The 12,378-nt window shown below is 66.2% G+C and carries 15 protein-coding genes; 7 read left to right on the top strand and 8 right to left on the bottom strand.

All coding sequences use genetic code 11. The features are described from left to right. Positions 1 to 158: 158 nt before the first annotated feature. The 3 genes from ACQP0C_RS10240 to ACQP0C_RS10230 are packed head-to-tail and all read right to left on the bottom strand — an operon-like array spanning position 159 to position 1,854. On the bottom strand, positions 159 to 659 hold the full coding sequence (locus tag ACQP0C_RS10240) for a carboxymuconolactone decarboxylase family protein (RefSeq protein WP_433732694.1): 501 nt from the start codon (positions 657 to 659) through the stop codon (positions 159 to 161). Between the two features lie 32 nt (positions 660 to 691). Continuing rightward, positions 692 to 1,225, bottom strand: coding sequence for a VOC family protein (locus ACQP0C_RS10235; RefSeq protein ID WP_433732692.1), 534 nt, complete (start codon positions 1,223 to 1,225; stop codon positions 692 to 694). 14 nt (positions 1,226 to 1,239) lie between these two features. After that, positions 1,240 to 1,854 (bottom strand): TetR/AcrR family transcriptional regulator, encoded by a 615-nt coding sequence (locus tag ACQP0C_RS10230; protein WP_433732691.1) that lies wholly within the window; start codon positions 1,852 to 1,854, stop codon positions 1,240 to 1,242. Between the two features lie 28 nt (positions 1,855 to 1,882). Here ACQP0C_RS10230 and ACQP0C_RS10225 point away from each other — a divergent pair, with 28 nt between their 5' ends. From ACQP0C_RS10225 to ACQP0C_RS10215, 3 genes are read left to right on the top strand one after another with little or no spacing between them, the layout of a single operon-like run. After that, positions 1,883 to 2,041 (top strand): CopG family transcriptional regulator, encoded by a 159-nt coding sequence (locus ACQP0C_RS10225; RefSeq protein ID WP_433732690.1) that lies wholly within the window; start codon positions 1,883 to 1,885, stop codon positions 2,039 to 2,041. Positions 2,042 to 2,061: 20 nt separating this feature from the next. Next, entirely contained in the window at positions 2,062 to 2,406 is a 345-nt protein-coding gene (locus tag ACQP0C_RS10220) for a VOC family protein (protein ID WP_433732689.1), read from the top strand. Positions 2,407 to 2,426: 20 nt separating this feature from the next. After that, a complete protein-coding gene (locus ACQP0C_RS10215) occupies positions 2,427 to 3,266 on the top strand; it encodes a class I SAM-dependent methyltransferase (protein WP_433734499.1) in 840 nt (279 codons plus the stop codon). A gap of 7 nt (positions 3,267 to 3,273) precedes the next feature. Here the strand turns inward: ACQP0C_RS10215 and ACQP0C_RS10210 are convergent, their stop codons facing one another. Then, positions 3,274 to 4,485: an MFS transporter gene (locus ACQP0C_RS10210; RefSeq protein ID WP_433732688.1), complete on the bottom strand. Its 1,212-nt coding sequence runs from the start codon at positions 4,483 to 4,485 to the stop codon at positions 3,274 to 3,276. A gap of 84 nt (positions 4,486 to 4,569) precedes the next feature. On the opposite strand from ACQP0C_RS10210, the gene ACQP0C_RS10205 reads away from it, so the two are divergent. Then, positions 4,570 to 5,433, top strand: a complete 864-nt coding sequence (locus tag ACQP0C_RS10205; protein ID WP_433732687.1) for a LysR family transcriptional regulator — start codon at positions 4,570 to 4,572, stop codon at positions 5,431 to 5,433. Between the two features lie 13 nt (positions 5,434 to 5,446). On the opposite strand, the gene ACQP0C_RS10200 is transcribed toward ACQP0C_RS10205, so the two are convergent. Both ACQP0C_RS10200 and ACQP0C_RS10195 read right to left on the bottom strand, forming a co-directional pair. Then, complete coding sequence (locus ACQP0C_RS10200) at positions 5,447 to 6,124, bottom strand: CPBP family intramembrane glutamic endopeptidase (RefSeq protein ID WP_433732686.1); 678 nt, start codon at positions 6,122 to 6,124, stop codon at positions 5,447 to 5,449. Positions 6,125 to 6,233: 109 nt separating this feature from the next. Then, positions 6,234 to 6,536 (bottom strand): hypothetical protein, encoded by a 303-nt coding sequence (locus ACQP0C_RS10195; RefSeq protein WP_433732685.1) that lies wholly within the window; start codon positions 6,534 to 6,536, stop codon positions 6,234 to 6,236. A gap of 289 nt (positions 6,537 to 6,825) precedes the next feature. Here ACQP0C_RS10195 and ACQP0C_RS10190 point away from each other — a divergent pair, with 289 nt between their 5' ends. After that, positions 6,826 to 8,376: an FAD-dependent monooxygenase gene (locus tag ACQP0C_RS10190; protein WP_433732684.1), complete on the top strand. Its 1,551-nt coding sequence runs from the start codon at positions 6,826 to 6,828 to the stop codon at positions 8,374 to 8,376. Between the two features lies 1 nt (position 8,377). On the opposite strand, the gene ACQP0C_RS10185 is transcribed toward ACQP0C_RS10190, so the two are convergent. Beyond that, a complete protein-coding gene (locus tag ACQP0C_RS10185) occupies positions 8,378 to 9,301 on the bottom strand; it encodes a LysR family transcriptional regulator (RefSeq protein WP_433732683.1) in 924 nt (307 codons plus the stop codon). A gap of 75 nt (positions 9,302 to 9,376) precedes the next feature. Between ACQP0C_RS10185 and ACQP0C_RS10180 the strand changes: the two genes are divergently transcribed. Further along, positions 9,377 to 10,897, top strand: coding sequence for an MFS transporter (locus tag ACQP0C_RS10180; RefSeq protein ID WP_433732682.1), 1,521 nt, complete (start codon positions 9,377 to 9,379; stop codon positions 10,895 to 10,897). A gap of 270 nt (positions 10,898 to 11,167) precedes the next feature. Then, complete coding sequence (locus ACQP0C_RS10175; protein WP_433732681.1) at positions 11,168 to 11,578, top strand: hypothetical protein; 411 nt, start codon at positions 11,168 to 11,170, stop codon at positions 11,576 to 11,578. Between the two features lie 176 nt (positions 11,579 to 11,754). Here ACQP0C_RS10175 and ACQP0C_RS10170 read toward each other — a convergent pair whose 3' ends face one another. Further along, positions 11,755 to 12,369 (bottom strand): hypothetical protein, encoded by a 615-nt coding sequence (locus tag ACQP0C_RS10170; RefSeq protein ID WP_433732680.1) that lies wholly within the window; start codon positions 12,367 to 12,369, stop codon positions 11,755 to 11,757. Positions 12,370 to 12,378: the final 9 nt, after the last annotated feature.

Below are 12,378 nucleotides of genomic sequence, written 5' to 3'. Positions count from 1 at the left end.
CGACCGTACACCCAATGCGGCCCGGCGTCCGATCGCGTGCGATGGCGGGCGCAACACATCGGTGGCAACCAGATGCATCAAGCCTTTGACGGAGCATCTCGACGGATTCAACTTGTTAGCTAACAAGTAAGTTCTAATCAGCGGAACCCGCTGACCGCTCAGGCTTCGCCTTCGGTGGTGACCTCGAAGGTATTGAGGAAATTGCACACCAGTTGGTAGAAGCCGACGGTGAGCACGAAATCGGCCAGCTGCGTCGCGCTGAAGAGTTCCAGGGCTTCCTTGCGTCCGGCCTCGCCGAGGGTGTGCTCAGCGAGTAGCTGGTCGGTCCACCGCAGAATCGACGCCTCCTCGGTGGACAAACCCGCCCCGGCGCCCGTGACCGCGGCGGTGATGGCGTCCTCGCTGAGACCGACCGCGCGCGCGAACCTTTCGTGATGATGCAGCTCGTAGGGCGATTCGTAGACGTGTCCGACGCGCAGAATCGCCAACTCCCGCAACGGGAACGGCACCGAATTGGTTTGCAGCATCGCAGCGGCCATGTCCAGGAAGCTGCGACCCATGCCGTGCGAATGCGCCACCATTCGATAGATATTCGCAGTGTGGGTGGTCAGTGTCTCGCGCAGTTCGGCGGGCAGGGTGGCGGGATCGGGATATTCCATTGCGGTTCCTCGGACGTCGTAGTGCGCGGGAGTCAGAGCTCGCTGATATCGCCACGAATGGGATCGGTGCCGTCCCAGGTGACGGCGACTTCCCGGATGTATTTGAAGACTTCCCCCTTGGGCCCGCTGATATCGGAGATCTCGATGATCGTGCCCTGGGTGTGCTCGGTGTCGAGATAGGCGAAGCGCCCCTGCGCACCGCCGATGGAACCTTCCTGACCGACTACGTAGCCCAGCGACAGCGCCTTGTCGTAGAGGGTCTGGAAATCCGTGGTCCAGTAGGCGATGTGCTGAGCGCCTTCGCGACCGGAGTCGAGGAAATCCTTGTAGAGCGACGGGGCGTCGTTGCGCTGCTGGATCAATTCGATCTGCACGTCACCGGAGTTGGCCAGGGCCACGCTCATCTGCAGCGGTGAGTCGACGCCGCGATAGGTGAAGTAGTCGGTCTCCACCTTGTGGACGTAAAACCAAGGGCCGATGCCATTTTCGATGAACTGATCCATCGCGGCGCGGATATCGCGGACGACGTAACCGATCTGGGCGATCTGACCGAAGATTCGACTCATTGCAGGTGTTCTTTCTATTCGGGTGGCACCTCGCGCTCCGCAGGGCGGAGCCGAGTGAGAAATAGTTGTTCGACTTCCCGGCGGCAGGCGTCGAGGTCGACATCCGGGTCGAGCAGTTTTTGCAATGCGATGCCGCGCAGCATGCCGACGGTGGTGGTGGTGGCGAGCCCGTGCGCGTCGATATCACGGGAGAACTCCCCTGCGGCCTGCCCCTGTGCGATGCGCTCGGCGAGTTCGTCGCGGAATTCGCGATCGGCGACGACGATGGCCGGACGCAGCTCCGACGGAGTGGCCACCGCATCGGCCCACAGCACCAGCCGGGCTCGATTCATCGGCGGAATATCGGACACGATGTCGAAGTAGGTGCGCACGAAACCGATCATCTGATCCATCGGCGCTGCGGATGCGGTCGACATGATGAGGTCATCCTGGAACCGTTGGCCGACGACGCCGACCAGCCGCGCCATCATCGCGCCCTTGGAGCCGAAGTGATGGGTGACCAATCCGCGGCTGTAGCCCGCGCGATCACCGATCGCGGCCAGCGTCACCTTCGAGGGGCCGATCTCGCCGACCAGCTCGGCGGCCGATTCCAGCAGCCGCCGCTCGGCCTCGGTACGACGTTGTGACACTAGCTTGCTAGCATGCTAGCCTCTGGATGTGGGCGACGAGGATGTGAAGCAGTTCAACGTGTACCTGCCGGTCGGACTGATCAAGCAGGTGAAGTTCCGTGCGATCGAGTCGGGCATATCGCTGTCCGCCCTGGTCGCGGAGGCGCTGCGCGGCTACCTCGACGACACCCACGACCAGCAACCGTGATCGCGAGAAGGAGATTCCATATGGCGACGGAAGGCATTCAGGGCGTCTTCATCGAAACCCACAATTGGGGCAAGGCGGCGCGATTCTTCATGGCGCTCGGCTTCGAACCCGAATTCACCACCGACCACAACTCCGGCCTGTTCCGCAATGGCGACGGCCCCTATGTCTTCATCGCCGAGATTCCGGCCAGCCAGACGCCGTCGACCCAACTCGTACTGACGGTGACCGAACCCGATGCCTTCCGGCCGGGCAGCGATGTCGAGGTGGTCACACCGTTCGAGGAAACCCATTACGGGACAAAGGAAATGACCGTCCGCGACCCAGATGGACGGATCTGGAGTCTGCAGGTCGGAAAGCTCGGCTGAAAGAGTACACCGTGCAGCAGATCATTGGTCCGGAGAGCACCGCGGAGCGGGTCGCACTGTGGCGCGCCCTGCATGTCGAACTCGATCAATCGCCGCATGTCCTCGAGGACGAGGTCGGTCTTCGGCTGGTCGACCCGGCCCCGGGATGGCGCGGCCGAGCGGATATGAATCCCGAGACGACCGCGCTCTCCCGCGCCTGCGTCACGGCGCGCGCCCGCTTCGTCGAAGATGTGGTGATCGAACAGGCCGCCCAGGGTGTCGACCAGTACGTCATCCTCGGGGCCGGACTCGACACCTTCGCCCAGCGTCGACCCGAAATCGGCGCCCGCCTCACGGTATTCGAGGTCGACCAAGCCGGACCCCAGGCTTGGAAGCGCCAGCGGCTAGTCGAACTCGGATACGGAATCCCGGAATGGCTGCGGCTGGTGCCGGTCGATTTCGAAACCGAATCCTGGTGGGACCGGCTCATTTCCGCGGGCTTCGATCCGCAGCGGCGCGCGGTGGTGGTCTCGACGGGCGTCTCCATGTACCTCACCCGGGAGGCGAATATCCAGACGCTGCGCCATCTCGCGGCGCTCGCGCCCGGCTCGACCTTCGTCACCACATTCCAGTTGCCCTTGGAACTGCTCGATGACGAGGAGCGCCCGATGCGCCGAGCCGTCGAGAATGCCGCGCGCGCGAGCGGAGTCCCGTTCCTCAGCCTGTTCAGCCCCCACGAGCTGATCGAGCTGGCCGAAGAAACGGGTTTCCCATCGGCGCAACACATTTCAACGTCCACCCTCACCGAGCGCTACTTCGCGGGACGAGCAGACGGGCTGCGACCCCCGAGCGCCGAACAGATCCTGGTGGCGACCACGTAGCCGCCGGTCAGGCCGGAGACGACACTTTACGCGCGAACGCCGCCCACAGCAGCAGCCCGAGAATTGTCGCGGCAAGCCCGATTTCACATACCAGTGACCACCCACCGGACTGGTATGCGATTCCGGCCGACACCGAACCCGCGACGCCGCCGAGGAAGAAGGTCACCATATAGGCGGTGGTCAACCTGCTGCGGGCGGCGGGATCGAGGGCATAGATGGCACTCTGATTGGACAATTGGATGCCCTGAACCCCGAGATCGAATACCAACAGGGCGGCAATCAACGCCACCACATTGTGCCCACCCCAAGCCAGCAGCGCCCAGCTGACGAGCACGGTCGCCCAGACCGCCGTGGTGACCTCGCGCTGGTACCCGCGATCGGCCAATCGGCCGACCACCGGCGCACCGAGCGCACCGGCCACCCCGGCGAGTCCGAACAGACCGATGGTGAATTCCGAGTAGTGGTACGGACTCGCCTGCATCCCGGCGAGCAGAAAGACGATCGCGGTCCACACCAGCGAAAAACACGCCATGGCAAGGAAACCGAGCACCATACGCTGCCGTAACACCGGATAGTTTCGGATGAGCGCGAAGATCGAGGCGAGCACCTCGGGATAGCGCTCACCCGCTGCGGCCCGCCCGGTGGTCGGTACCAGCGCATAAACGCTCACCGACATCGCCAACTGCAGCCCCGCCGCGACCAGCAGCACCGTGCGCCAACCACCCACTTGGGCGATGGCACCGGACAGCACGCGCGACATCAGGATGCCGAGCAGCAGCCCGCTCATCACCGTGCCGACGATCTCGCCACGTCGTTCCGGCTCGGCCAGCGCCGAGGACCACGGCACCACGATCTGTGCCGCGGACGCGGTGACACCGGTGACAAATACCGCGGGGAGCAAGACCGCGAAATTCGGTGCAGCCGCCGACACCGCAAGGGCCGCGAACGAAGCCAGCAATAGCGCCGGGATCATGCGGCGGCGCTCCAGGAAGTCACCCAGCGGAACCAGCAGCGCGATCCCGGACAGGTAGCCGATCTGGGCCGCGCTCACCAGCAGCGCCGCGGTCGCGATCGAGACATCCAACTCCCCCGCGACCGTGTGCAGCAGCGGCTGCAAGTAGTAGAGACACGCCGCGGACGAACCCGCCGTGAGCGCGAATACGAACACAACCAGACGGGTCAGCTTCACGCCCGCGGTGTCGGTGATCGAGATAGTCACAGTCAAATCGTCCGGGACTCCACCGATCAACAAAAGCGATGAATTTTGATGGAGCCATCTACAGAACAGATATACGCTCGGCCGATGGAGATGCGCCAGATCGAATGCTTCCTCGCCTGCCTGGAACATCGCTCCTTCACCGCCGCCGCCCGGTCGCTGAATCTGGTGCAGTCCGCGGTGTCGACGAGCGTGGCCAAGTTGGAGCGCGAACTCGGCACCCGCCTGTTCGACCGGACACCGCGCACCCTCGAACTCACCGAGGCGGGCCACGCCATGATCGAACCGGCCAAGGCGATGCTGCGGGCCCGGCGCGAGATCGTCGACGCGATCGACGCGGCACGCGGCGAGGTGCGCGGCGAGGTGGTCATCGGCAATCTCACGAACGTGCACACCCTCGATCTGGCCACCGTGATCGCCGATATGCACCGGCGGTACCCGTCGATCACGCTGCAGATGCGTCAGAGCATCTCGGGCGTGGCGGGCAATATCGCCGGACTGCGTGACGGCAGTCTCGATATCGCCCTGGTGGCAGGCATGTTCGACGGTCTTTCCGGCATCACGGTGCACCCGGTCCACCTGGAAACCCTCGTCCTGTGCACCGCAGTGGCCCATCCCCTCGCCGGCCGTGCCTTCCGCGCCACCGACCTCGACACCGTCAGATTCATCGACTTCCCGCCGGGCTGGGGCATCCGCGCCACCGCGGAGGCACTGTTCCCGCAGCGCCGTCCCGTCATCGAGGTCGCCGACCAGACTTTCGCATTGGAACTGGCCGCCAACGATTTCGGCGTCACCCTCTCCCCCCGATCCGTCGCCGAACGAGCCCCCGATATCGCGTATTCCGAAGCCGCCGAGCCGATCCCATGGAAATTGGCCATCGCATACAACGCCGATCGCACGCCGTCCAATGCCACCCGCACCGTCATCGACGCGCTGCGCCGCCGCGCATGAACGCGATCCGCGGTTATCCGACGGGCTCCTGCCGGATTCCGGCCGCCGGAGCGGCACCGTGATAGAAGTATCGGCCCAAACCGATGGTGAAGATGAGCATTCCGTATAGCGAATGCTCGACCGAAGCGGTGAACAGCGATTGCGTCCGCAGATATCGCGCTGCGAAGATCCAGCCCCCGACACCGCTCATCGCGACCGAGATCCAACTGCCGAACAGGATGTGCACATAGCCGAACGCGACCGCGCTCGCGGCCACCAACCCGGTGCCCTCGCCGAAGACCGGGGCGTACCGGTGGAAGAGAAAGGAACGGAAGATCAGCTCCTGCGGGTACACGCTCAGCACCGGATACAGCACCATGACCGCCAACCACAGCCAAGGATTGCGCCGAGGTAGGTCGAATAGGTCGTCGCGCCGCGCCATCGCGACCGCCGCGGTGAGGGCCAGCGCGTTCCCGCCCGCCAAAGCGGCCATCGAACGTGCCTGCGGCCCAAGGGCCTCGGTGCGCCACAATGCGGCACGGTCGAAATCGGGCGAGCGCCGCAGGTAACCGGAGACCCCCAGCGCCAGCGCGAGCAACGCCGGAATCGGGGGCCTGCCGCGCAAGACCGCGTTGTACGCGGTCGCCCCGCCGAAGAACAGTGCCGCATACTCGGCGCCCAGATACACCCGGCGCCACCGTCGAATCCGCACGACCACACCATAGTTCCCCGGCCAGCTCACCGCTCGTGTCGAACGCAACCGGGTGCGGCGCAAGAAAAGGCCCTATGTCCTTTGCCGGACATAGGGCTGCGGTCTCAGCTCACTGCGCGGGCGGCTGGCATCCGGGTGGCGGGCCCTGCTGATCGCCCGGCGGCGGACCCTGGCGGTCACCGGGCGGCGGACCCTGGTGGTCGCCGGGCGGCGGCCCCTGGTGGTCACCCGGCGGCGGACCCTGGTGGTCGCCGGGCGGCGGCCCCTGGTGGTCACCCGGCGGCGGACACTGCTGTCCGGAGTCCGGTCCCTGGGGCTGGTCGGCGCTTGCGATACCAGCGCCGACGCCGAGCGCGCCGAATATCACGACACCCGCCGCGGCAGCCGTCACCAGCTTCGACTTGACTCCCATACATTCCTCCTGAGGGTGGATCTCGATCCGAAACCGTCGGCCGATATCTCGTGCCGACGCGAGAATCGTTGCGCCCCAACCTCTGCCCGGAATGTGAGCAAGATTTGTGCCAGCTGTGAGCACCGCATCCGGGTTTCGGTCATCATCGATGTGGAGCCGGTGAAATGCCGCTGAGATTTCCTCGAGACGGCGATCTCGCAGAGTTGCGCTCGATCGCCGGGACCGAGGATCCGACCGCACCTTCCCAATCGAGTGCCCGGCAGCTCTCAGGTGATCAGGAGGAGTCGATATGCCCGCAATCAATGTGGAGGTTTTGATCGTCGGCGGCGGACCGGTCGGGCTCACTGCCCGAGCGCTGCTGGAACGCTGGGGTGTGCGGGCAATGCTGGTCGAGAAGCGCCGCGAGCTTTCACCTTTTCCCCGGTCGCGGCTGGTCAATGTGCGCTCGATGGAGATCTTGCGCCAGCTAGGGCTCGCTACCCCGATCGTGGCTCGCGCATTCGCACCCGAGTACGGCCGCATCCGCTTCCGCGACACCCTGCGGGACCGCGATTTCGCCACCGCGGCGATGGTCGGGATCAACACGCCGATACCCGAGAGCCCGGTGATCGGTGTGATCACCTCACAGGATCGGCTGGAACCCATCCTGCTCGCCGCGCCAGGCGCACCGATGCGGTTCGAGGTGGAGTTCATCGACCTGGCCGAAGACACCGACGGCGTGACGGCCCTGCTCGTCGACCATGACAGCGGTGCCGACACGCACGTCCGAGCCCGTTATGTGCTCGCCGCCGACGGCGCGAATTCCACCGTCCGGCAACGGCTCGGAATCGACACCACGGGCCCCGGCGCGATCGGGGACGTCACCACCGTCGTATTCGATGCCGACCTGCACCGCTGGTGCGCCGACCAGCCCGCAGGGCTCTACGTCACCGCGCACGGATCGTTCCTCCCGCTCTACCCCGAGGGCGGGTGGGCCTGGTGCGGCCCCACCCCCGAAGACGCCGCGCGTGTCGACTGGCGCGACCTCGTATCGCGCGCCCTCGGCCCCGGCCTCAACGGAAAGGTCGATGTGTGGCGGGTTCAGCACTGGGTGGCCAACGCATTTGTCGCCGAACGCTTCCGACACGGCCGGATCCTGCCGAGCGGCGATGCCGCGCACGCGGTCCCCATCGTCGGTGGCCTCGGCATGAACACGGGCATCGCCGATGTGCACAACCTGTGCTGGAAACTGGCGGGTGTGCTGCACGGATGGGCCGAACCGAAACTGCTGGAAACCTATGAGACGGAACGACAACCGGTCGCCGAGGAGACCCTCCGGCAAGCGGTGGCCAACGCCCAGCTCATGCTCCAAGCCCAAAATAGGCGACGCGAACAGTTGCACAGCGGTGTAGCAGCGCAGGCACAGATCGAACTGCCCTGGACGGAGCGGTATTTCGCCCAGCTCGGTCTGGTGCTCGGGGTCACCTACCGCTCGGCGGCCGTCCACAACGCGGACGACAACCCACCCGAACCATCCGACACGGGAACGGATTACCTGCCCACCACGGAACCGGGCCGCCGTATGCCACACCACTGGCTGACACCCGACCGCTCCACCCTCGACGCCATCGGCGAATGGTTCACGCTGCTCACCCCGGACCCCGACCACTGGAAGCAACAGATCACCGCACCGTGGCCGCTCCACATCGAGCCCGTCACCGCCGAACACGCTGATCGTTTCGGCCTCGGTCCACAGGGAGCGCTGCTCATCCGGCCCGACGGCCACATCGGCGCCCGCTGGTCCGATCGGTCCGCCGACTACTCCGCCCTCCCCCGAGCCCTCGCCGCGATCACCCGCTGATTCACCCCTGCCGGCCCACAGGATCGCCAGGCGAGCCGAGCGCGTCGCGAATCGTGTCGCGTAGCCAACGCTGTGCCGGGTCGGCATCGAGTCGTGCGTGCCAGGCCAGTCGCACTTCGACTTCCGGCAGGGCCGCGGCGATGGGAAACCAGCGCAGGCCGAGGGCCCGGCCGTACTGTTCGGCGAGGCGCTGCGGGACGAGCCCGACGTAGTGGCTCGATGCGACCAGCAGCGCGGCGATGGCGGAGGTGGGCACGACGGCGGCGACGCGGCGTTGCAGGCCCGCGGCGTCGAGTGCGTCGTCGAGTGGTCCGCGAGCGCGGCCACGGCGGGAGGCCGAAACGTGGGGATGCTGGCACAGCTGCGCCAGCGTCGGTCGGCGGTGACGGCCGAGCGGGCTGTCGGCGCGGACGATGCCGACTATTCGTTCGCGGTACAGCACGGCCGTCCGGATGTCGGGCGCCGCTTCGCCCGCGCCGATATCCAGATCGACCGAGCCGTCACGAAGGGCATCGTTGCTCTCACTGCCCTCGGTGACGAAGCGCAGTGTCACGCCGGGGGCGAGCGCGGCCGTGGCTTCGACCGCCGCGGCCGCCAGCGTCGCGGCCACGCCGTCATTGATGCGAATCGTGAAGGTGCGCTTCAGTTCCGCGACCGTGATCTCGCGGTCGGCGCTGATCAGTGCCGACGCCTCGTCCAACAGTGAGCGCACCCGCGGCGCGGTGCGCAGCGCGAACGGTGTCGGGGCCATCCCGCGACCGGCGCGCACCAGAATCGGGTCCCCCATCGCCCGCCGCAACCGGCCCAGCGCCCGGCTGGTCGCCGGGATGGACAGATGCAGGCGCTCGGCGGCGGCCGTGACGCTGGCGTCCTGGAGCAGCGCGTCGAATACGCGCAGCAGATTCAGATCGAGCTGCTCGGGCATAGTTGCATCATACGCAAGAATCTATTGTCAAAGTTGCGTGGCGCGGAGACCGCCCTGGTCCTTAGCGTCACAGCCATGTCATACAACGTCTCTAGCGCTCCGACCTCGCGCGCCCCGTCGGCCCGTCCAGTCACGCAGCGCGGCCTGCTCGTAGCCATGTGCGCCTGCGTCGTGCTCGTCGTCGGGATGGTCGCCGCGATCAACCTCGCCGTCCCGATGCTGGCCGCCAGCGCACTGCACCCGTCGGCATCGGCACTGGTCTGGATCGTGGACACCTACGTGATCGTCTTCGCCTGTCTGGTGATTCCCGGCGGGGCCGCGGGAGATCGCTTCGGGCGCAAGGGGATCCTGCTCGTCGGCCTCGGACTGTTCGCGGTCGGCGCGCTGCTGTCGGCGATGGCGCCGAATGTGGCATTGCTGCTCACCGGCCGTGCGATCACGGGTGTCGGCGCCGCCGCCATATTGCCCAATACGCTCGCCGTCCTGCTGCACGCCGTCCCCGTCGAACGCAAGAGCGCGACGATCGCCGTCTGGGCATCGATGACGGGTATCGGCGGAGTCGTCGGCAATGTCGGCGGCGGGGCGGTCCTGTCGGGCGGATCATGGCGTTGGCTGTTCACCGCCGCCGTGCCGATCTCGCTGATTCTGTTCGTGCTCGTCGACCGGGTCGCGCCGATCTCACCGCGCCATGACCGCCGCCTCGACCCGCTCGGCACGGTATTGCTCGTCGGCGCGTCGGTCGCACTGCTGCTCGGCATCGCCGAGGGACCGGAAGCGGGCTGGGGCAGCGCGATCGTCATCACCGGATTCGGCTGTGCTGCTGTCCTTTTCGTGTTGTGGACGATCGTCGAGCTGCGGTTGGAACACCCGCTGCTCGATCCCCGATTGTTCCGCCTCCCCGCTCTGCGCAGCGCCTGCCTCGGCATGACGGCGGTCTTCTTCGGCATGTTCGCGCTGTTCTACGTCAACGCGTCATTCCTGCAGTACGGCAAGGGATTCGGCGTGCTGCGGACCGGTCTCGGAATCATCCCGCTGACCGTCCCGATCATCCTCGGCGCGAAGTATGTCGGGCGTCTTTCACAGCGCATCGGCCTCGACGCCACCATCGCTATTGCATTCGTCTTCGTCGGCGGTGGAATGCTCGGACTGTCCACGAGCGGCGCGCGGACGCCCTATCTCGCCTACGCCGCATGGCTCGTCGTGACGGGAGTCGGAGTGCTGCTTGCGCTTCCGACACTCTCCGGAGCCATCGCAGGCTCGCTCCCACCCGCACAAGCCGGGGTCGCAGCCGGATTGCAGTCCACGACCCGCGAATTCGGCAGCGCCCTGGGCGTCGCCGTGATCGGCACGGTGCTCACCGCGCGGTTCGTCGCCGTGCTACCACACGACATCCGCACCGACCACGATCCGCACACCGTGGCCCGGGCACTCGCCACCACCACACCCGACCGCGCCAACGATGTCATCACCGCGTTCGTCTCGGGCACCGACTACGGTCTGCGGGTGATCGGCGTGACCGTACTCGTCCTCGGCGCGCTCGTGGTGCTCCAGTCACTGCTGTCCCGACGTGGACGCGCACGCTCGACTGGACGGTAACCGGCCATCACCGAAACTGCGGTCGATCGCGAACTGCCGACACGCGAGGTCGCCCGAACCGCGTCTGCCGAACTTCGTCGAACACCGATCGGTCAGCACGGCGACATCCGGTGGCGACATGCGCCGAGCGGTCGATAGTGGACAAGATCGTCGAAAGTCTGTCTGCTGTGGGATGAGGTGAGGGAGCATGGAGGACGGCGCGCTGAGCGCGTGGTGTCTTCTGATTGTGTTCCGCGATCTACTTCCACCTACGCAGGAGGACGAAGATCCATGATGACTATCCGGAAATACCGACGTCCCACCCTCGCTGTGACTGTCTTCGGGGCGATGGGCCTGGCCATCGTGACGGCGGCTGCTCCCGCCCTCGCCGCGAACACCATCGACGTCACCGGCGTCGGTCCGGCCAATATAGGGGTCGACTACAGCTGCGACGCCTCGGCCGGAGTCACCGCCATCAAGGCGATGGTGGGCGATCCCCAAGCCGACAGTCCCTCGGCCACTGGCACACAGACTGCCGTGACATGCGACGGAGCCTCACAAACCGCCGTGATCATCCTCGCCGGAGCCGCTGGCCAGCATGCGCAGTTGTCGGCCGGGCAGACGGTGCAGGTGCGAGTCGCGCTGGTCGATCGCGTCGACACTGTCATCTCCGGGCAGGCCAAGGTGGTCTCGCTCGGGTAGCGCCGCGCGCCGGAAGCGGATCGCTGGCGGCGGAACCGACGTCGACGATCCGGCTCGGCGCGGCGACCGACATCCACACAGCGACAACCCATCCGGCACCGCCCGGCGTCCACCGAGGCTGGTTCTAGCGCTGCCGACGGCGAACAAGCTGATTGTCGAACAGATCCCGTCGGTACTCATTTCGTTGGGCTCCCCAGCGCATGCTCACTGCCCACGTCGGTGATCTTCCAGCCCGCGTTCTTGTTGACGGTGACCTTGTAGGTCACTGTGGTCATCCCACCGTCGGGCGTCTGGACGCTCGTGGAGGCGGCGGTGAGGAAGACGTTCACAACGTAGACACCGCCATTGTCCGACATGACCTTGGCGGCATCGGGAGTAGCGGTCGAGGTCCAGTGCAGTGGCGTAATGAGGTCGCGCAGCTTCGGTGCGGTGGTGTCGAATTTGGCGGCCAGTTCGGCGGTGGTGTTGGCCTTGAGTCTGCCCACCCAGGAATTGAAATCCTGATAGTCGATGGTGGACGCGCCAAGAGCGTAGTCGGTGGCAATCTGTTCTGCCTGGCGCTGATCGGCGGCGGTGGCGTCGCGGTCCGCGAGGTTGCCGCGCGCGACGGCCCACAGCGTGCCGAAGGTGATCGTGGCCGCCAGCATCAGCACACCGGCCGCGGCGACAACCATCGTCGACACCGGCACCCGCACGGTTCGGTGTGCGGCGGAGAGTTCTCCGGCCGAGGGTCGTGTCGTCTCGGGGGTCTCGTCGTCGGTAGCGGTCTGCGCTTCGGCTGTTGTCGCCATGGTGTCTCC

The organism is Nocardia sp. CA-129566 (genome assembly GCF_050956075.1).
Lineage (GTDB): Bacteria > Actinomycetota > Actinomycetes > Mycobacteriales > Mycobacteriaceae > Nocardia.
The sequence above is the reverse complement of the archived record's forward strand: the minus strand, read 5'-3'. Positions and strand labels throughout refer to the sequence as shown.

Coding starts and splice junctions, on each gene's coding strand:
- ACQP0C_RS10175 (WP_433732681.1), top strand. CDS start 11,168: ATGATGACTATCCGGAAATACCGACGTCCCACCCTCGCTGTGACTGTC.
- ACQP0C_RS10170 (WP_433732680.1), bottom strand. CDS start 12,369: ATGGCGACAACAGCCGAAGCGCAGACCGCTACCGACGACGAGACCCCC.
- ACQP0C_RS10220 (WP_433732689.1), top strand. CDS start 2,062: ATGGCGACGGAAGGCATTCAGGGCGTCTTCATCGAAACCCACAATTGG.
- ACQP0C_RS10240 (WP_433732694.1), bottom strand. CDS start 659: ATGGAATATCCCGATCCCGCCACCCTGCCCGCCGAACTGCGCGAGACA.
- ACQP0C_RS10205 (WP_433732687.1), top strand. CDS start 4,570: ATGGAGATGCGCCAGATCGAATGCTTCCTCGCCTGCCTGGAACATCGC.
- ACQP0C_RS10180 (WP_433732682.1), top strand. CDS start 9,377: ATGTCATACAACGTCTCTAGCGCTCCGACCTCGCGCGCCCCGTCGGCC.
- ACQP0C_RS10235 (WP_433732692.1), bottom strand. CDS start 1,225: ATGAGTCGAATCTTCGGTCAGATCGCCCAGATCGGTTACGTCGTCCGC.
- ACQP0C_RS10195 (WP_433732685.1), bottom strand. CDS start 6,536: ATGGGAGTCAAGTCGAAGCTGGTGACGGCTGCCGCGGCGGGTGTCGTG.
- ACQP0C_RS10190 (WP_433732684.1), top strand. CDS start 6,826: ATGCCCGCAATCAATGTGGAGGTTTTGATCGTCGGCGGCGGACCGGTC.
- ACQP0C_RS10185 (WP_433732683.1), bottom strand. CDS start 9,301: ATGCCCGAGCAGCTCGATCTGAATCTGCTGCGCGTATTCGACGCGCTG.